Origin of the sequence: Parabacteroides sp. AM17-47, from assembly GCF_003434625.1 — a bacterium.
Taxonomy (GTDB): domain Bacteria; phylum Bacteroidota; class Bacteroidia; order Bacteroidales; family Tannerellaceae; genus Parabacteroides; species Parabacteroides distasonis.
The window spans coordinates 156248-176312 of sequence record NZ_QTLI01000005.1 but is presented as its reverse complement, the minus strand read 5'-3'; the positions used below and the strand labels follow the sequence as shown (position 1 = coordinate 176312).

Here is a 20065-nt window from a genome sequence, read left to right as displayed (position 1 = left end):
TGAAACGAATATATCTGATGAAAAGAATCGTCTTATCCCTGCTGATCGTTCTAGGTGTGTTTACCGGAGCGACAGCGCAAAAAGCGAATATGGATGCCCGGAAGCTCCAATTGGCTTTATTCGCTATATCTAATCTATATGTCGACTCTACTAGCGAGACGAAGTTGGTGGAAGACGCTATAGTCGGCATGTTGGATAAGCTAGACCCTCATTCCAATTATATGGACCCGGAGGAGACGAAAGAGATGACCGAGCCTTTACAAGGCAATTTCGATGGTATCGGCATACAGTTCAATATGTTGACGGATACGCTTTACGTGATTCAGGTAATCCCCGGAGGTCCCTCTGAGAAGGTGGGGTTGATGGCGGGCGACCGTATTATCCAAGTAGACGATACCTTGATCGCCGGCGTGAAGATGAAGACTACCGATATCATGAAGAAACTACGCGGACCGAAAGGTACCGAGGTGCGTGTGAAAGTAAAGCGAGGCAAGTCGCCGGAATTGATGGATTTCAAGATCGTTCGCGGTAAGATTCCCGTGTATAGTCTGGATGCCGCTTATATGGCGGATAAGAATACCGGTTATATTAAGTTGAACCGTTTCGCCGCTTCTTCCGCCGATGAATTCAGGGAGGCGTTGGAGAAGCTCCGGAAACAGGGCATGAAGAACTTGATTCTGGATTTGCAGGGAAATGGCGGGGGATATTTGAATATCGCCATAGAGTTAGCGGATGAGTTCTTGGATAAAAACCGGTTGATCGTTTATACGAAAGGGAGTAAGCAACCTCGTGAGGAGGCGAACTCTACCGCTCGTGGACAATTCCAAGAGGGACGTTTGGTCGTTCTGGTGGACGAGTCCTCGGCTTCGGCCAGCGAGATCGTCTCCGGCGCTATTCAAGATTGGGACCGTGGAGTGATCGTAGGTCGCCGTACCTTTGGTAAAGGTTTGGTACAGAAACCGATTCCCCTGCCGGATGGTTCCATGATTCGTTTGACGGTTTCCCGTTACTATACACCCACCGGACGTTGTATACAAAAGCCTTACGAGAACGGGAAGATGGAGGAGTACCACCATGATCTGATCGACCGTTATAACCGGGGGGAGTTGATGAGTGCCGATAGCATTCATTTCCCGGATTCAATGAAGTATAACACCTTGGTTACCGAGCGTACCGTATATGGAGGTGGAGGTATTATGCCGGACGTGTTCATCCCGGTAGATACGACTCGCTATACGGATTATCACCGGAAACTGGTAGCTTCCGGTTTAGTCAATCGGGTGTCCATGAATTATCCGGATCGTAATCGGAACCAGATGATGGCTAAATATCCGAAGTTCCAGCAGTATAAGCAAGATTTCGTGGTCGGAGAGGATATCATGGAGGAGCTTCTGAAGATGGCCGGCGATGAGAAGATTGAGTTTGAGGAAGAGCAATATAATTGTTCGAAGCCGTTGATCATGCTTCAGATCAAGGCGCTTATCGCACGGGATCTCTATGATATGGCGCAGTACTTCCAGATTATCAATGATGATAATCCGAGTTACCAGAAAGCGCTTCAGATTATTAATAATAAAGAAACTTACAATAGGCTTTTAGGACGTTAGCCAACGTAAACAGATAAGGGTATGTATTGGACGCTTTTTCTGACATTCGTGAAAATCGGTATGTTTACCATCGGAGGTGGATACGCCATGTTGCCGCTTATCCAGCGGGATGTGGTGGACCGGGGATGGATGACGAAAGAGGACTTTATCGACGTTTTCTCCGTGGCCCAATCGTTGCCGGGTATTTTCGCCGTGAATATAGCGATCTTCGTGGGTTATAAACTGAAGAAGACATGGGGCGGTTTTGTTTGTGCCTTGGGTACGATTCTCCCTTCTTTTGTAATCATGCTCTTGATCGCGTTATTCTTTACGCAGGTAAAGGATAATGTATGGGTGGAGAAGGCGTTTATGGGATTGCGTCCGGCGGTGGTCGCCTTGATCGCCGTGCCTTGTCTGACAACCGCACGCTCTATCAAGTTGAGTTACGTGCAAATGATCATACCTGTCGGGGCGGCATTGCTGATCTGGATGGGTGGGGTGTCTCCCGCTTGGATTATCTTGGCGGCTATAGCCGGAGGTTTGGTGTATGGTTTAAATAAGAAGGGCTGATATGATTTGGTTGCAATTATTATATGTATATCTGAAGATCGGTATATTGGGCTTTGGTGGCGGGTATGCGATGTTATCCTTGATACAAGCCGACGTGGTGGACCGCTATGGTTGGATTTCCTTGCAGGAGTTTACCGATATTGTCGCTATCTCTCAAATGACACCCGGGCCGATCGGTATCAATAGCGCCACCTATATAGGGTATACGGCGGTGCATAATGCGGGGTATTCGGAGACGATGAGTATCCTAGGGTCTTGCCTGACGACATTTGCGGTATGTCTGCCCTCTTTCATATTGGTTCTCTTGATCTCTTATTTCTTCGCTAAGTTCCGGAATAATAAATATGTAGAGGCGGCTTTCCTTGGATTGCGCCCGGCTACGGTCGGTTTGATCGCCGCCGCTGCCTTGCTATTAATGAATAAAGAGAACTTCATCGACTACAAGAGCTTCTTGATCTTTGGTGCCGCCTTTATCTTGACTTGGAAATTCAAGATACATCCTATCTTGATGATTATTTTGGCAGGTATCGCCGGGGTTATTTTGTATTATTGAGGATCAAATCGGCTCAATTTGAGCTGATTCTTTAAGAAGAATGACTACTTTTGAGCCGATAAAAGATAGGTGGAATGGCGTTTATCCTTACTTCTTGCTCGATATAACGCAAATCCGCTGACACACCTTTTGTGCGGAGGTAGCGAGATCGTGGGAAAGAAGTGGTGATAAGCGTGCTTTTTCGTTAAAAAGAGGCCGATTTGGGACATAATAGGTGACGAGACAGCTTGCGAGAGGACGCATTCCTTGATGCGTATACTTGCGTTAGACGTTGTGAGTGGCTGTGCATTGGGTTGTGAGTACCCGTGAATGGGCATTCGTAGCCTGTTACAACCTTATCGTAACACTGTTTCACCCTTTTTCTTGTCTAAATAGATGAATTAGGATGAATTCATTTCACTGGAATAAAAGACTGTTTTTGGGTATTCGTCTATTAGCGAGATGATTGCCGTTTTTTTCTTTCGTATTTGGGAGTGAGCCGTACCTTTGCCCGGAATAATCGATTCTCCGGGACTTCGGTTATCATTTTGTCAAATTGTCAAATCGATGGCCTTATAAATATATATCCGCACGCTTTCCTGTCGATGCAATTGCCCGTTTAATCGGTGAAAACAGCCCCTTTTTCTAGTCTGGTTGCCCATGTTTTTAAGGTAATATAGTTTTGCTTTCGTAAAAAGATAGAAAACGAAGGCAATATGAAACAATACGCTTTATTATTCGCATGTCTGTTCTTCCTCTGTGTGGGGAGTAAGGCACAAGAGCAACCTACCCGATGGACGTTGCGTGCTTGCTTGGATTACGCTTTGGAGCATAATATCCAAGTAAAGAAAAGCAAGGTGTCGCATCTTTCCGGTATAGAGGATACGAAGCAGGCGAAAGCACAGCTTTTCCCTTCCCTTTCGGCTTCGGTTACCCAAGGATTCGTGAATTATCCTTCGAGCGACGCCGCTACGAATAATAGCTATAGCGGTAATTATGCGCTGAACGCTAAATGGACGCTTTTTGATGGAGGGCAACGTGTACAGGCGATCAAGCAACAGGAAATACAAAATACCGTCGATGAGCTGGGTATCGAGCAAAACGAGGATGATATCCAAATCTCCTTGATACAGACCTATATGCAGGTACTATATGCGATGGAGTCCGTTCGTATCAACCAAAATACGGTCGAGGTATCTACGGCGCAACGGGATCGTGCGGTGGAGTTGCTACGTGCCGGTTCGATCTCGAAAGTGGATTTGGCTCAGTTGGAAAGCCAGTTAAGCACCGATAAATATCAATTGGTCGTAGCCCAGACGAATCTAGACAATTATAAGTTGCAATTGAAGCAATTACTAGAACTGGATATAACCGAAGAGATCGAATTGGTGATGCCGGAGCTTACGGAGAAAGATATCTTAACCCCGCTTCCGAGCAAGCAAACGATTTACAATACCTCTCTGGCCGTGATGCCGCAAATAAAGAGCAGTGAGCTGGCCGTGGACATCGCCGAGCTGGAGAAGAAAAAGGCGAAAGGTGCTTTCCTTCCTTCGCTCTCCATGAACGCCGGGCTGGGTACCGGCCATCTTTCCGGAACGGATTACGCTTTCGGTAGCCAGGTCTGGAATAGTTTCAACGAGAGTGTCGGATTGACGATCAGCATCCCTATCTTCAGTAACCGTCAGTATAAGACGGCCTATAACAAGGCGAAATACGCGATTACCACCAGCCAGTTGGAGTTGCTGAATACCCAAAAACAATTGCTGCAAACCGTGGAGGGGATCTATCTGGACGCTACCTCGTCGCAGACCCAATATACCTCGGCTACCGAACGCTTGAGTTACGTGAAAGAAAGCTATAACTTGATCGATGAGCAATTCAGCCTCGGTATGAAAAATACGCTTGAGCTATTGACGGAGAAGAACAATTATCTGACCGCCCAGCAAGAGCAGCTACAAGCGAAATACATGGCCTTGATGAGCGTTCAATTGCTGAATGTTTATCAGAAGAAGCCGGTTGCGGAGAATTATTAACCCACTAATGGATATATTTACTCCACTCTCTTTTTTCAAGGTTACCCTGCGACGGAGGTCGTGGGGGGCCTTTTGAACAAGAATACAACGTAAAACAGAAATAAAAAGAATCAGAATATGGACAAGAAGAAACTAATCATGGGCGGTGTTGCCGTTATCCTCATTGCGGGGGGCGTGTTCCTTTTCACGGGCAAATCCTCGAAAGGCGGGATCAAGCTGGAGACCGCTAAAGTAGGGCGCAGCACGATCACGAATACGGTTACGGCCACCGGTACGGTAGAGCCCGTTACCGAGGTTGAGGTAGGTACGCAGGTCTCCGGTATCATCGATAAGTTGTACGCTGATTATAACGACGTGGTGAAAGCCGGCCAACTGATCGCCGAGATGGATAAGATCAACCTCCAAGCCGAGCTTCGTTCCGCCGAGGCGCAATTGGCGAGCAGCAAGACGGAGTTCGAGTATCAACAGAAGAACTACGCACGTAGCAAGGTGCTTCACGAGAAACAATTGATTAGCGATACGGATTATGAGACGGCTACCTATAATTACGAGAAGGCGAAGGCCGCTTACGACCAGAGTCAGGCCTCCATGGTAAAGGTAAACCGTAATCTCGAATATGCCACGATCACGAGCCCTATAGACGGAGTGGTTATCAATCGGGCTGTTGAGGAAGGACAGACCGTTGCCGCCGGCTTCGAGACCCCGACGCTGTTTACCATTGCCGCCGACTTGACGAAGATGCAGGTAATAGCGGATGTGGATGAGGCGGATATAGGTAATGTGGAGGAAGGCCAACGGGTTAGTTTTACGGTGGATGCCTATCCGAACGATCAATTCGAGGGCGTGGTTCGTCAGATTCGTTTAGGGGACAGCGAAAGCACTTCCAGCGCTTCTTCCAGTACTTCTTCTTCCACGGTTGTTACGTATGAGGTAGTAATTACGGCGGATAATCCGGACTTGAAACTGAAACCTCGCTTGACGGCAAATGTCACAATTTATACGTTGGAACGTGCGAATATCTTGACCTTGCCGAACAAGGCGCTTCGTTTTATCCCCGAGCCCGCCATCATGGAATCGTTGGGTATGACCGTGACGGATCCGAATGCGGAGGTACAACCCGGAAAACGCTTGGTTTGGTCCCGCCAAGGAAATACCTTGAGCCCGAGGCAGATTACGGTCGGAACCAGCAACAACAGCGTGACCGAAGTAACCGAGGGCTTGAGCGAGGGCGATGAGGTAGCCGTAGATTTAGCGAGCGCCGCCAACATGCCGGAAGTAGGTGCAGGAGCGGAGCGTAGCCCCTTCATGCCGGGCCCTCCGGGAAGCAACAAAAATAAGAGATAGTTTGCGTCATGAAAGAAATTATCACATTAGACAATATAAAACGAGACTTCCACGTAGGCGACGAGACCGTCCATGCCCTGCGAGGCGTGTCGTTCACGATTCGCGAGGGGGAGTTCGTTACGATCATGGGAACCTCCGGCTCCGGAAAGAGTACGTTGCTGAACACGCTGGGTTGCCTTGATACTCCTACGAGCGGGGAGTATTACTTAGACGGAGTATCCGTGCGCACCATGAACAAGCGGCAGCGAGCGACCCTCCGGAATCGCAAGATCGGATTCGTTTTTCAAAATTACAATCTGTTACCGAAGACGACAGCGGTAGAGAACGTAGAGCTTCCTCTCATGTACAATCCTACTTATAAAGCGGCCCAACGTAGGGAGAAGGCGGTCAACGCTTTGATCGCCGTGGGCTTGGGAGACCGACTGATGCATAAAAGTAACCAGATGTCCGGTGGCCAGATGCAGCGTGTGGCGATCGCCCGTGCCTTGGTGAACGATCCGGCGGTGATCCTTGCGGATGAGGCTACCGGCAACTTGGATACCCGTACCTCTTTCGAGATCTTGGTGCTCTTCCAGCGCCTGCACGCCGAGGGACGCACGATTATCTTCGTCACCCACAACCCGGAGATTGCCCAATACAGCAGCCGGAATATCACGTTGCGCGACGGTCATGTAACCGCCGATACGGTGAATACGAATATCTTGAGCGCCGCTGAGGCTTTGGCCCGCCTGCCCAAGAATGATGATTAGAATAATGAATTAATGTGGTAATAGCATATTATTTAGAATGAATACGACGAATTTACTAAAGATAGCCCTCCGGGCCTTGGCCAACAACAAGCTGCGGGGATTCCTCACGATGCTGGGTATCATCATCGGCGTGGCTTCCGTGATCACGATGCTGGCCATCGGTCAAGGCTCGAAGCGGAGTATACAGGCGCAGATCAGCGAGATGGGCTCGAACATGATCATGATCCAGCCGGGAGCCGACATGCGTGGCGGCGTACGCCAAGACGCCTCTGCCATGGAGACGCTGAAGCTACAGGACTACGAGGATATCGTGAACGAGACTCGCTACGTCTCCGCCACCTCGCCCTCCGTGAACAGTAGTGGGCAGGCCATCTATGGCGCCAATAACGCCCCGACTACCGTCTACGGTATTAGCCCGGATTATATGGAGATACGCCGATACGAGGTGGAGGATGGCGATATGTTCAGCGATCAGGACGTACAGACCGCCGCCAAGGTATGCGTGATCGGGAAGACGGTGGTGGATAACCTTTTCCCCGGCGGAGAGAATCCCGTCGGTAAGGTGATCCGTTTCCAGAAGCTACCGTTCCGGGTCGTGGGCGTACTGAAAAGCAAAGGATACAACAGCATGGGAATGGACCAAGACGACCTGATCTTAGCTCCATACACAACTATTCAAAAAAAGATCTTGGCCATTACCCATTTGCAAGGCATAACCTGCTCGGCGCTCAAGGAGGAGTACACCGATCAAGCCATAGACGAGATATCGGAGATACTGAGGCGTAACCATAGGTTGCGGGAAACCGATGATGATGATTTCACGATCCGGAGTATGCAGGAGTTGAGCACGATGTTGACAAGTACGACGGATATAATGACGACGTTGCTGGCTGCGGTGGCTGGTATCTCTCTTCTCGTTGGTGGTATCGGTATCATGAATATCATGTACGTGAGCGTGACGGAGCGTACGCGGGAGATCGGCCTCCGTATGAGTATCGGTGCGAAAGGCATGGATATCTTGGCTCAGTTCTTGATCGAGTCTATCCTTATCAGCGTGACCGGAGGATTGATCGGCGTGCTTTTCGGCGTGGGAGCTGCCTTGATCGTGAATGTCGTGGCGCATTTCCCGATCTATATCCAGCCGTGGAGCGTACTGCTCTCTTTCGTGGTATGTACGGTGACGGGCGTGTTCTTCGGATGGTACCCGGCCAAGAAGGCGGCGCAGCTCGACCCGATCGAGGCCATACGCTATGAGTAGACGGATGCTCACTAGATAAGGCTACATGGCTCATATAACGGTAGGAATGACTATATTTGCGTAGCACTAAAGAGGATAATAAGATGAATGACACACCACAATCTCCCCCTATCAAAGGTTTGGGAAAGTTGATACACATCGCGGGATGGGGTATCCTGTTCTGCTCCCCTTTCTTCTTCACGGGGAGGGAGTCGCAAGTCACGTTCGAGGGCTATTTCCGGAGCATCATCGTGCCGCTTTCCTTCATGCTCGTCTTCTACTTGAATTACGGGTGGCTGGTGAGGCGGTATTTGTTTAACCGCCGGACAGGGCGTTTCCTGTTGATCAATCTATTGCTTATCGGGGCTACGATGCTGTTCGTGCATCTCTGCATGCGCTATTTCTATCCGCCGGAGATGCATCATCCGGCTCGTCCGCCCCGCCCGTTGAACGAGACGGTGGGGTTCTTTCTCGTCAACGCCGTTATCTACTCCTTGGTAGCCGGCCTTAGCGTGGCGATCAAGATGACGGACGGATGGTACCGGGTGGCGGCTATCCAGCGGGAACTGGAGAAGGAGCGTGCCGAGGCGGAATTGCAGAACTTGAAGAGCCAGCTTAACCCGCATTTCCTGTTTAATACGTTGAATAATATCTATAGCTTGATAGCGTTCAGCCCGGAGAAGGCGCAGGAGGCGGTGCACGATTTGAGCCGCTTGCTTCGCTATGTCTTGTATGAGAGTAGCCAGCCTTTTGTCCCATTGGAGAAGGATTTCGACTTCCTTCGTAATTATGTGGAGCTGATGCGTATACGCCTGCCCAAACATGTGGAGCTGAAAACGAATATCGTCGCTTCCTCCCCGGGAACCTTGATCGCCCCCCTGTTGTTTATCTCCTTGGTCGAGAATGCGTTTAAGCATGGGGTGAGCAATAATAAGCCGTCTTTCATCCATTTGGATATCCATCAGGAGGGGGCGGAGGTAGTTTGTACTATTGTGAATAGCTATTTCCCGAAAAGCCCGGATCAAGATAAAAGTGGTTCCGGTATCGGGCTGGTGAATCTGGAGAAACGCTTGGGGCTGCTCTATTCGGGGCATTTCTCGTTCCAATGCGGTCGGGAGGGGGATAACTATTCTTCTTATCTATCAATTACTATAAACGAGACTGAGATATGAGATTGACTTGCGCGATTATTGACGATGAACCTTTAGCGGTTAGCTTGCTGGAAAGCTACGTCTTGAAAACTCCGTTCCTGGATTTACAAGGGACTTATAATAGTGCCTTGGACGCTCTTTCCGACTTACGGGATCGGCCGGTGGATCTGCTTTTTCTGGATATCCAGATGTCGGAGTTGAGCGGATTGGAGTTCTCCCGTATCTTGAACGCCGATACCCGTGTCATTTTTACGACGGCTTTCGATCAATATGCCGTGGATAGTTACCGAGTAAACGCGCTGGATTATTTGTTGAAGCCAATTAGTTATCCGGACTTCCTTGCCTCGGCGAATAAGGCGTTGCGATGGTATGAGTTGCTCCGTAAGCCGGTGTCTTCGGAAGAGAAGGAAGGATCCGCGCCAATCGCGGAGAAGGGCGGGATGGAGAGTATTTTCGTCAAGAGTGAGTATAAGCTGTTGCAAATAGAGCTGCGCAAGATATTATATATTGAAGGATTAAAGGATTACGTGAAGATATTCGTGGAGGATGAGCCCCGTCCGGTCCTTTCGTTGATGAGCATGAAGAGTTTGGAGGATATGTTACCTTCGGATCGCTTTGTGCGTGTTCATCGCTCTTTTATCGTCCAGCCGGAGAAGATCAAGGTGATCGAGCGGAATCGGATTGTCTTTGGAAAGGAGTATATCCCGATCTCCGACAATTATAAACAGCATTTCCTAGAGATGATAGAGCGTAGATCGATCCTGCCGAAATAACCGCTGGTTAGTTGAACAACTGGAGCAATAATTTCTCTATCGCTACGGTCATAGGACGTCCGTCGCAGGAATAGTTGTTTACGAATAGGGCGATGGCGTATTGCTTATCGCCTTTGTTTATATATCCCGCATATCCTTTTACCCGGCTCATGCTTCCGCTTTTAAGATGAGCTTTTCCTTGGAGGGATGAGCCTTTTAAGAAGTTCCTCACCGAGCCTTCTACCCCCGCTACGGGCAATGATTCGTAGAAGGCTGTGTGTTGTTGTGAACAGGTTTTCATATAAATCAATAAATCAGCCACAAAAGCTGTTGATAACTTGTTGGTAACCGCAAGACCGCTACCGTCGTACATCCAGACGCACGAGAGGTCGAGTCCTTTCCCTTGCCAATAGTCCCGAAGCACCTGGATACCCCGGTTAAAAGAAGATATGACCTCTCCCTTACGGGGCGTATATCGTAGGCCGATCGTCTTGATCAAGGCATCGGCGAATAAATTATGGCTGACATGATTGGTCACTTCCACGATTTCCCGAAGCGTAGGGGAGTAAGTGGTAACAATCTCGGTCCGTTTCCCGGGTTGCCACCTACCGGCTTCCCGCAAGATACGGAAACAAGACGGTGATTCGCCGACCGTGATCCCTTCATGTTCCAATTGCCTAGTGAGATAATCCGCTAGGAAAAGAGCCGGGTCGGGAATATCCCCTTTGAGCGGATACCATTCCCGGTTAGCGGGGACAATGCCATATAAATAACGATCCGTGGCGAATGGCGCCCCTACGATAAAAGAACTATCCGAAGATACTTGCTGGGTCGTTAAGTAATTATGGAAATGGATGCCGGATAATTCCGGTTCGGTTCCTTTCAACTTCGGGCGGGTTCCGGGAGCTCCGGTTTGCAACCCTAATTTATAAAGATTGTCGAATACGCAAATCCCATAGCTTCCGGCACCATAATAACTACCCATATCTTCGCCAACCCATTTAAGGGAAGTGCCTTCCGTGTCGAATATACTTTCATCAGCGATTACGGCTCCTTGTATTTTATGGATACCCACCTTCTTCAAGGCGGAGATCCATTCCTGTAGAAACCGCTTATGATCCGGGGCGAAATGCGCTGAGCCAAGGCTAGGATCTCCGCTTCCCTTGATATATAAATTGCCTTTTAACAAGCCGTTCTCGATGGAGCCGTCGTATTCTAATGTTGTGGGAAAGCGATAATCCTCGCCCAGTATCTCCAATGCGGTAGCGGTCGTAACCGTTTTCATGACCGAGGCTGGGGTCAGCTGCCGGATTGTATCGTAAGCGAATACCGTCTCGCCACTGTTAACCTCTTTCACGATCAAGGAAAATGAAGCTCCTTCCATATAAGGCTTGCGCAGGAATTGCTTGATAGGTTGTGGAGTCTGTGCCCCCACTGAAAGGTATAAGCAAGAAATGAGGAAGAAAAAGGATATTTTACGTATCATGATGTTTATATATTCTACTTTATTCTATCTTTGTCGCAAGCAAAGATATGAAAATAATATGAATCCACTGTTTGACAAGCCTTTTACGTTTGACCGTGTAATACGCATAGTGTTCGGTATACTGGTCATCTCAGGAATTATTTATTTGATAGCCTTATTACGAAACGCTTTGTTACCTTTCCTGATCGCTTGGTTACTGGCTTATATGATGCAACCGTTCGTAAAGTTCTTCCAATATAAATTATGTTTTAAGAGCCGCATCTTATCGATTATGGCGGTATTGGTGACTTTAGGGCTATTGATAACGTTGCTGGTAGTCATGGTCATTCCTTCCATTGCGGCTGAGGCGGATAAAACGCTAGAACTGATCCGCACACATGATCCCGGTGAAGGTCATGTCCCTTTGATCCCGCATTCATGGATGGAATATCTGGAAAGTAATGTGAACTTCGCCCAGATCATGGAGTTATTGAGTAAGGAGAATTTGTTGAAAGCGGTGAAGCAGATTGCGCCCCAGTTATGGTCTATCTTATCGAACACTTTCTCAATCCTTTTCAGTATCACGATCGTGTTCGTGATCTTGCTTTACTTTATTTTCATCCTTTTGGATTATGAGAAGATCGCGAATGGTTGGATCGATTTGATACCGGAGCGTTACCGTCCGTTCCTGCAAGGTTTGGCTGAGGATGTGGAATACAGCATGAATCGTTATTTCCGCGGACAATCGTTGATCGCTCTTTCTGTAGGGGTTCTCCTCGCGATCGGCTTTAAGATCATTAATTTCCCGTTGGCGGTCACGTTGGGTCTGTTTATCGGCGTGCTGAACTTAATTCCCTATATGCAGGCGATCGGTATTATCCCGATGATTCTATTGAGCTTATTGCGTTCGGCCGAGACTGGCGAGAACTTCTGGTTGATCTTTGGTATGGCTATTTTAGTCTTGGGTATCGTACAATGTATACAGGATTTATATCTTACCCCTCGCATAATGGGTAAGGCTATGGGACTGAATCCCGCCATCATCTTACTCTCATTATCCATCTGGGGAACGATCCTAGGCTTTATAGGCTTAATAATAGCCCTCCCATTGACAACATTGTGCTTATCCTACTATAAACGCTTTATCTTGCACGAAGATAATGAGTTAGATCCCGGAAACCTTGCTCATCAACCTAAGCGAGAGAAAATAAATTCAGATTTAAGCGCAAAAAAATAGCCATGCCTATTGCATATTAAAAAAATACTCCTACCTTTGCACCCGCATTACAGAAGTAACGCACAGGATGATTCGCTAGCTCAGCTGGTAGAGCACAACACTTTTAATGTTGGGGTCCTGGGTTCGAGCCCCAGGCGGATCACATAAGAACAAAGCTAAAAGAGATAAGTCCTGCAATATTAACGTATTGTGGGACTTTTTTATGTTTTAGTCTTGCTTGAAAGCCCAAAAAGGCGCACGAAAAGATACGGTTGAGTATCCAAATCGTACCCCCTTCCCCGAAAAACAAAAAGGGGGTACAATTGTCGGAAAGTCCTTCTGATAAACTACGTGGAGGTCTTCTATTTAATACCAAAACTCATGATCGAATACAGAACTAGCTTTTTTATTTGGTAGATAACCTATTTACTTATTTCTCCAACTTTATAACCTACGATTCCAAAAGACTTGTGTAGCGCCGGGATTAACCACATGATCAAGCCGGGTAGTCCCCAGCGTTTTTTCTCTTCGCTGATGAAATAGAATCGTTCGATCAGTTTGAGCTTGGGGAACCATTGCTCGATTGTGTGCGGATCGTTTAGTCCGAAATGGAAACGGGCTTTTGTCCGTTTTACCGATTCATGCTTGTCGGAGTTGCGGGCGGCCCATTTACTGACGAAATCAAAATATATCTCGCATCCGGGAAAGCGTTGGGCGAGGTTTTGGATAACAGATTTTACCTGTTCCTCATTGAAATACATCATTACACCTTCCGCGAGGAAAAGGAAGCGGCCGTGAGGATGTTTTTGTCTCAACATATCCATCCAGTCCGTCTCGAGCATAGAGCCTTTGATCGTGAGATCTTTAGCGGAGGCAGGGAATAGCTTTTCACGCAAATTGATTACTTCAGGTAAGTCTAGTTCGTAGAAGGTCGCTTGGTTATGGTTGGAGACACGTTGGAAACGGCTGTCTAATCCGCAACCGATCGATACCACTACCGGATCTTCAGTTACCTTACGGTCGATGAATCGCTGGACCAAACGATCGAAATGGCGTAGGCGGATAGTGGTTCCGGTAGTACTCATCGTGATTTTACCAAACTTGGCGAAATCATAATCTATTTTCTCAACAAGCTCACATGCCATCGGGTCTTTTAATATCGCGTCTTTCCGGTGACTTTCGTGAGCGCGTGATAGTAAGGGAATAAACAAGGTCTCCGCGATGTCATCCTTTATCTCTGGTTTTATTTTATTCATAATATACCTATTTATAGGGATTGATTATCCGGTACAAAGATGGGATCTTTGCTTTTGGTTTATTTACGCAAGAAGGAAGTGTATTTTAATCAAACGGAAAAATGGTACACATAGAACTCTCATCTCGTGGAAGAGATACGATCGCTTTAGAAATGCCGGATATAAGTTATTTTTCTACCAATCGTTCAGGAGGGCTAGAAGAGAACTGTTGGGAGGCGGAGAACAAATTATTGACCTATCGTATCAGTGATTTCAGATGCAGGGATTTTAATGTGACAAGATACCAGATCTATTGCAAGGAGGATTGTTGCATGCGTTCCCTAAATGTCGGTAACTCGTTTATGGGACTTTCTGTTGTTCGTCAGGGGATCGTCGAATGCTTTTTGTCGGAGACACGGGATAAGCGGATTTGGCGGAAAGGGTATACGAATATGATCGTAAGTTCTGGTATCAAGGAAGAGCGGAATCTGTTCCGTAAAGGAGATACTTTTGGTATGACAAGTATTCTGGTGTCGCCGGATTTCTTCCAACATTTGTCGGAACGTTATACGGAGTACTTCGGGAGTGCTTATTTGCGATTCGGCAGGGGGGAGACTTTCTTTATCGCTCCCAAGAATCTCTCGATTCCAATCGCTTTATCTGTGGCGTTGAATGATCTTGAGGTCTCTCAGATGATGGGAAATGCCTCGCCAATGTATCTCGAAGCAAAAGTAACCGAGTGCTTGTCTTTATTTATGCGGGAGACGGAAGGTAAAGAACCGGTTAACGCAAAGATAGTAGGCTTTTCCGATCGGGATAAAATTTATCAGGCCCGGGATATTATATGTTCCGAATATTTGAACCCGCCTTCATTACATGATTTGGCTTTACGTGTCGGAACTAATGAATGTACTTTGAAAGCGGGGTTTAAAGAAGCGTTCCGGACGACCGTGTTTAACTATCTCTTTGATTATCGTATGAATATAGCGATTCACTATCTTTTGGATACCAATAAATCAATAGGGGAAGTTGCCGGCTTGGTCGGTTATGAACATCAAGCGCATTTTTGTACTGCCTTTAAGCGGAAGTTTAATGTCACCCCGTCTGAATATAGGTTGAAAGCGTAGTATAGACCATCGACTTTTATTTCCCGAATCGGGAACTATCCACCTCTTTATGCTCTTTAGCTTTAAAATCTCCGAATTTATAGATAAAGGATAAGGAGACTCGTCTGGAATCCGGGATCATACGCATATGTAAGTCTTGTGTTTTGTATTGGAGATTAAGATCTTTTGGGACCCATGAATTAAACATGTCATCCACTTTTAAAGAGATCTCCGCTTTGCCGTTGGGGGAGATCCATTTCAAGCCGGCGTCTACGTTATACATACTGCTGATCGTCATTGGCCTTGAATGTTGCGGGTAATATAAGAACCGGATACTTCCGCTTTGATAGTAGGCTTCGATGAGATGTTGAACGTATTATTTAATTCGGCATAGAATGCCAGATTATCTTTATTGAAGCTTATATCATGGTAATTATCACATTTCATCTTGTCATAATAACCGTTTAACGTTAATCTGGAATCAAGCACGGAGCCGGCTTTGAATGGTATCATTACATTTAGGCCTAGCTTACTGGAATAGTCGAAATTCAGTGTCTTATAGATAAGAACTAGTCTCTCGGAGGATTGATAGGGGAGCTGGTTGAAATTATTGTCTATATAATTTGCGTATAGCGTGAAAATGTATTTGTTTTTTAGGATGTAGTTCAATTGGGCAGAGTAGAGTCTGGACGGCCTTAAATCCGGGTTACCTTGTATCTCGGTATATCCATTCAGATAAGACACCGTATTCTGCATCTCCCAATAGCTGGGATAGGTCTTGTCTGAAGAAACGGATAATTGCAGGATGTGGCTGGGGTGGGCTCGGTACGTGATTTCCATCATTGGGAATAAGCTCCAATAATCAATCTCCTTATGTTTGTAATACTCTCCGGTCAAAGAGGCGTTTACGGATAGGTTATCAGAGAAGCTTTTGGAAAAGCCGGTATATAAATCATATACATATTCATCCAGTTTACTGTAACTATTAGAGATGGACCAATCGTGTTTGCGCAGTGAATGATATACCTGAGAACTTTTGTCTGAGGCGAAGCTGAATTTTGTCCCATAGTTGAGCATCCAGCCTTTTCCTAATTTATGGTTCTGGTCCGCGTAGACGGAGAGCCTACGGATGTCTTGTTGTGATTTAGCGTTGAAGGCATCTTCTTTCCCGGCTTTCTTCTCTTGGTAATATTGTGTCGTAAGATTGATGTAAGCGGTAAAATCAATCCCTACATTAAGGCCGAACCCGGAGGCATAGTCGAGCGCCAGATTATGCATCTGGATCGGTTTGTCGGATTTCTTTCTGTTTTCGGAATCCGAATAGGTTCCTACAGAAGAGGTGAAAGGATGAGTCCATTGCTGGATCTCTGAGGTATAGGCGAAGCTTAGTTTGTTCTTATCGTTCAAGAACCAATCATTGCCTAGGCGTATGGTATGGACTGGGAGCCGGGTATGTCCTCTGTCGAATTGCTCGATCTCGTAGGTCTTACCATCGAATAAATGGTGTGATAAGATATCCTCACCTGTCCGTTCCCTGTGGTAGCCGAAGGAGTACATGAGATCGGTAGAATATTTAGGCGCGTTGTAAACGAGAGTAGCGCCACTTTGGTAATTAGCGTAATGCCCTTGGTTGTATAGAGCATTGACTTGTCCTTGCAGTTTGGGAGTCTCGGAAGTACCGTTATTAAGGACCAGATTAATCACGGCCCCGCGTACATGATATTGGGGTGGAGCGCTATACATGATCTCTGCTTCTTGAATACGTTCTTTGGGCATATTCTTAAGCAGATTCTCCAATTGGCTCTCACCCATATTGGTGGTCTTGCCATTGATGATAACCGTGACTCCATTTGTTCCGGCAAGTTGTATTTTCCCGCTTTGTTCCCGCACTCCCGGTAGTTCTAGGATCGCTTCGTAAGCGCTAACGGCCATCTTGTCTTTTAACAAATGCGGCATGCTGTAGGTTATTTTACCATCGACAACCTTGGCTAAGGGACGCTCTCCGGTAACAGATACTTCCGAAAGCGTCTGGCTTTTCTCGTTCAGTTGTATATTGCCTATCGTAAGTGAGTCATAAGTGCTTTGATACGTTTCATACAGCAGATGCTGGACGGTTAAGAGGAAAGGGGATATCTCCGCTTTGACACTAAAAGAGCCCAAAGAGTCCGTATAGGTGGAGTTTACATATACTGAATCGTTCGTTTGTATAATCACGACCGCTAGTTCGATAGGATGGTTATTTAAGTCCGTAACCCTTCCCGTAATAACTTGTGCCTGTGTGAATGTGGTAAATAATAATCCTAAAAAGATAATCCAGCTTCTCATATCATCCTCGATTTAGTCAACATTCCTGTGCATATTTCGCAAATATACTTTTCATTAGGGAATCTACCTAATAAATTCTACTTTTAGGACTTAGGGGATTAGGATATATTTGATAGCTTTGCGGAGGAATGGGGTTCGTGCCTCTTTCTCGAATAGATGATAACAATAAAAGTAAATGATAATGAATGAAAAAATGAATACTCCATTGGGTAGCGCTTTTCCCAAGGAACGGGTTCGTTATGCGATGCTTTCTTTCTTTTTAGCGCAAGGTCTTTGTTTCTCTAGTTGGGCTAGCCGTATTCCGGACGTGAAGGATTTCTTTGAGGTGAATTACGCTTTCTATTGGGGGTTGGTCTTGTTCCTGATCCCGGTAGGTAAGTTTGTGGCGATACCGTTAGCGGGTTATTTGGTGTCGAAGTTGGGAAGCCGTATTATGGCGCAGGCCAGTGTGTTGGGATATGCCTTGGCCTTATTCGCGATCGGTACGGCACATAATATTTATCTGCTGGGTGTCTATTTATTCTGTTTTGGGGTGTTCTGGAATCTTTGCGATATATCCTTGAATACGCAAGGGATTGGTATCGAGCGGCTCTATGGACGTACGATTATGGCCTCATTTCATGGAGGTTGGAGTCTGGCGGCCTGTTTAGGAGCTTTGATCGGGTTTATCATGATCGTATCCGGCGTCACTCCGTTCTGGCATTTTACGTTGATTGCATTATTGATTGGAGTGACTGTTTTGGTAAGCCGGAAGTATTTGCAGGAAGACGTGGCGGTTGAGTCACCGGAGGAAGAGAAGGAAGCGGAGAAGAAAGAAGCTCCGGCATTGTTGAGCTTTATCCGTAAGCCGGAAATGCTGTTGATCCAGTTAGGTATCGTCGGACTGTTTGCCTTGGTGGTGGAAAGTGCGATGTTTGATTGGAGTGGACTTTACTTCGAATCGGTACTACAAGTTCCTAAATCCTTGCAGATCGGTTTCTTAGTGTTCATGGTGATGATGACGGTAGGCCGTTTTCTTACGAACTCCGCCTATAGTGTTTTAGGAAAGCAGAAGGTGTTGCAATTGGCGGGTTTCTTTATTTTTGCCGGTTTCTTTATCTCAGCCATGTTGGGCGGTATGTTCGAATCGATGACGGTAAAGGTGATCGTGAATTCCTTAGGCTTTATGTTGGTAGGCTTGGGTATCTCGTGTATGGTGCCTACTATTTATAGCTTGGTGGGTGCTAAATCGAAAACTCCGGTGGGAATTGCCTTGACAATCCTTTCTAGCATCAGTTTTATCGGCTCATTGATCGCACCTTTGTTGATCGGGGCGATCTCGCAGGCTTTCAATATGAAATACGCTTATATCGTGGTCGGCTTGTTAGGGCTTTGTATCTTGCTAATGACTACATTCTGCAAAGCATTCAAGAATAATTAAAGATAGAGAATTGAGAATTGAAAATTAGGAGAGAGCGAATAATTTTCAATTCTCAATTTTCAACTACTCAGGCATTCGTTGTTCCGCTGTCTCTAAGCATCGCAACACATCTTCCTTAGTGCCGTTGAATGGGCCTATTCCTTCGATTTTCAATGTTGTCATAGCTGCCGCGAAACGTCCGGCTTCTTCTATGCTTGCGCCTTTGGCACGTTTATAGAGATATCCTGTCATATAAGTATCACCCGCTCCGGTAGCGTTTACTACTTCTTTCGGTATGTAAGCGGGGATTTTATGGAAAGTGGAACCGTCGTAAATGATAGATCCCATGCTTCCGAAAGTCAGCAATACCTCTTTCACGCCCCAATCGTAGATAACTTTTCCTGCGTTCACGGCATCGGTATATCCGGTTAACACCTCCATCTCATGTTCGTTAGCCTTGAGGAAGTGCACGTATTTAAGTACTTCTTTTTTCTCTGGCCAATCCACGGCAAATACATCCTTGTCTCTTACTTCCCGTAGATACCCTTGCGAGTCAATCGATACTAAGCCTTTCCCCGCTAAATACTTTACCACTTCCAAAGAGAAATCATCGGCAAGCAAACTACCAAGGTGGAAGATCTTGGAGTCGATGTTCTCCAGATACTCTACGGTGAAAGGATCTGCTTTCGCCAATACACGTTGCGTACGGTTATCTTGGTTCTCTCCATAAATATTCTCGAAATAAACGGTGTGCTTACTTGGCATCACGGCAACGTCGATACCTTCGGCTCGTAGTTCCTCCACCGTTTTCATCTCAGATTCAGCCAAGGCTGTCACTAGAGTATAGTCAATATCATCGAAATGTTTTATCGCATGCGAGAAATAAAAGGAGGTTCCTCCCGGCATATGGACGGTGTTCTTAGGTGTTACTACCTTATCCAAGGTGATGTGTCCTACGCAGCAAAGTTCGTGTGTATTCATTTTTTACTCAGTTTATTATAAAGCGACAAATTTATGAAAAAAGAGTTCAAGTACATAGGATAGTCGTTATTTTGACCAATAAAAGCATAAACGAGGCGTTTCCATTCAAGAGCGAAAGTATTTACATATAGTAGAAACGAAAGTGTTTACCTCTAGAAGTAAAGTCATTTACATATGGAAGTAAACAGCGTTACATCTAGTTGTAAATGTAATATGCTGATAATCCGTATATAATACTGTTGGCGGATAATGCTCGGTGTATCTGCTGGAAATATTCAAATTCACCTTATCCGATAAGCATGCTTATTTGGATTTAGAAAGAAGAATTGATAATCAGTCAACGACATAGATAATATATAATGTACGCTCGTACATTATAATATA

17 protein-coding genes and 1 tRNA gene are annotated in these 20065 nt (G+C 46.3%); 13 read left to right on the top strand and 5 right to left on the bottom strand.

Features of this window, described 5'->3' with window-relative positions; all coding sequences use genetic code 11:
- Positions 1-17: 17 nt before the first annotated feature.
- The 9 genes from DW205_RS05355 (at position 18) to DW205_RS05315 (ending at position 9975) form a co-directional block, all read left to right on the top strand.
- On the top strand, positions 18-1607 hold the full coding sequence (locus tag DW205_RS05355; protein ID WP_121963065.1) for a S41 family peptidase: 1590 nt from the start codon (positions 18-20) through the stop codon (positions 1605-1607).
- A 21-nt stretch (positions 1608-1628) separates the two neighbouring features.
- The gene (locus tag DW205_RS05350) at positions 1629-2156 is read left to right on the top strand and encodes a chromate transporter (protein WP_005859800.1); all 528 of its coding nucleotides are present in this window, start codon (positions 1629-1631) and stop codon (positions 2154-2156) included.
- Between the two features lies 1 nt (position 2157).
- On the top strand, positions 2158-2709 hold the full coding sequence (locus DW205_RS05345) for a chromate transporter (RefSeq protein ID WP_005867334.1): 552 nt from the start codon (positions 2158-2160) through the stop codon (positions 2707-2709).
- A gap of 695 nt (positions 2710-3404) precedes the next feature.
- Complete coding sequence (locus DW205_RS05340; protein WP_005859798.1) at positions 3405-4721, top strand: TolC family protein; 1317 nt, start codon at positions 3405-3407, stop codon at positions 4719-4721.
- 117 nt (positions 4722-4838) lie between these two features.
- On the top strand, positions 4839-6065 hold the full coding sequence (locus DW205_RS05335; protein WP_005867336.1) for an efflux RND transporter periplasmic adaptor subunit: 1227 nt from the start codon (positions 4839-4841) through the stop codon (positions 6063-6065).
- Positions 6066-6073: 8 nt separating this feature from the next.
- Positions 6074-6814: an ABC transporter ATP-binding protein gene (locus DW205_RS05330; protein ID WP_005867337.1), complete on the top strand. Its 741-nt coding sequence runs from the start codon at positions 6074-6076 to the stop codon at positions 6812-6814.
- Positions 6815-6851: 37 nt separating this feature from the next.
- Positions 6852-8072, top strand: a complete 1221-nt coding sequence (locus DW205_RS05325) for an ABC transporter permease (RefSeq protein ID WP_005867338.1) — start codon at positions 6852-6854, stop codon at positions 8070-8072.
- 83 nt (positions 8073-8155) lie between these two features.
- Complete coding sequence (locus DW205_RS05320) at positions 8156-9223, top strand: sensor histidine kinase (RefSeq protein ID WP_005867340.1); 1068 nt, start codon at positions 8156-8158, stop codon at positions 9221-9223.
- The gene (locus tag DW205_RS05315; protein WP_005867341.1) at positions 9220-9975 is read left to right on the top strand and encodes a LytTR family DNA-binding domain-containing protein; all 756 of its coding nucleotides are present in this window, start codon (positions 9220-9222) and stop codon (positions 9973-9975) included. The genes DW205_RS05320 and DW205_RS05315 overlap by 4 nt, the downstream gene beginning before the upstream one ends.
- A 7-nt stretch (positions 9976-9982) precedes the next feature.
- On the opposite strand, the gene dacB is transcribed toward DW205_RS05315, so the two are convergent.
- Entirely contained in the window at positions 9983-11440 is a 1458-nt protein-coding gene (gene dacB, locus DW205_RS05310; RefSeq protein ID WP_005867342.1) for a D-alanyl-D-alanine carboxypeptidase/D-alanyl-D-alanine-endopeptidase, read from the bottom strand.
- A 58-nt stretch (positions 11441-11498) separates the two neighbouring features.
- Here dacB and DW205_RS05305 point away from each other — a divergent pair, with 58 nt between their 5' ends.
- Together DW205_RS05305 and DW205_RS05300 are read left to right on the top strand one after the other, a co-directional pair.
- Positions 11499-12656 (top strand): AI-2E family transporter, encoded by a 1158-nt coding sequence (locus DW205_RS05305; RefSeq protein ID WP_005867343.1) that lies wholly within the window; start codon positions 11499-11501, stop codon positions 12654-12656.
- Between the two features lie 69 nt (positions 12657-12725).
- Positions 12726-12798, top strand: a tRNA-Lys gene (locus DW205_RS05300).
- A 259-nt stretch (positions 12799-13057) separates the two neighbouring features.
- Here DW205_RS05300 and DW205_RS05290 read toward each other — a convergent pair.
- Complete coding sequence (locus DW205_RS05290) at positions 13058-13891, bottom strand: class I SAM-dependent methyltransferase (RefSeq protein WP_005867344.1); 834 nt, start codon at positions 13889-13891, stop codon at positions 13058-13060.
- A 101-nt stretch (positions 13892-13992) separates the two neighbouring features.
- On the opposite strand from DW205_RS05290, the gene DW205_RS05285 reads away from it, so the two are divergent.
- Positions 13993-14997 carry an AraC family transcriptional regulator gene (locus DW205_RS05285; protein ID WP_005867345.1) on the top strand — a complete coding sequence of 335 codons (1005 nt, stop codon included), beginning with the start codon at positions 13993-13995 and terminating at the stop codon, positions 14995-14997.
- Positions 14998-15013: 16 nt separating this feature from the next.
- Here the strand turns inward: DW205_RS05285 and DW205_RS22460 are convergent, their stop codons facing one another.
- Complete coding sequence (locus tag DW205_RS22460) at positions 15014-15274, bottom strand: hypothetical protein (RefSeq protein ID WP_005867346.1); 261 nt, start codon at positions 15272-15274, stop codon at positions 15014-15016.
- The gene (locus DW205_RS05280) at positions 15271-17301 is read right to left on the bottom strand and encodes an outer membrane beta-barrel protein (protein WP_005867347.1); all 2031 of its coding nucleotides are present in this window, start codon (positions 17299-17301) and stop codon (positions 15271-15273) included. Before DW205_RS05280 ends, DW205_RS22460 begins: the two co-directional genes overlap by 4 nt.
- A 181-nt stretch (positions 17302-17482) precedes the next feature.
- On the opposite strand from DW205_RS05280, the gene DW205_RS05275 reads away from it, so the two are divergent.
- Entirely contained in the window at positions 17483-18721 is a 1239-nt protein-coding gene (locus DW205_RS05275) for an MFS transporter (protein ID WP_005867348.1), read from the top strand.
- A gap of 63 nt (positions 18722-18784) precedes the next feature.
- Here the strand turns inward: DW205_RS05275 and DW205_RS05270 are convergent, their stop codons facing one another.
- The gene (locus tag DW205_RS05270; protein WP_005867349.1) at positions 18785-19681 is read right to left on the bottom strand and encodes a PfkB family carbohydrate kinase; all 897 of its coding nucleotides are present in this window, start codon (positions 19679-19681) and stop codon (positions 18785-18787) included.
- Positions 19682-20065 lie beyond the last annotated feature (384 nt).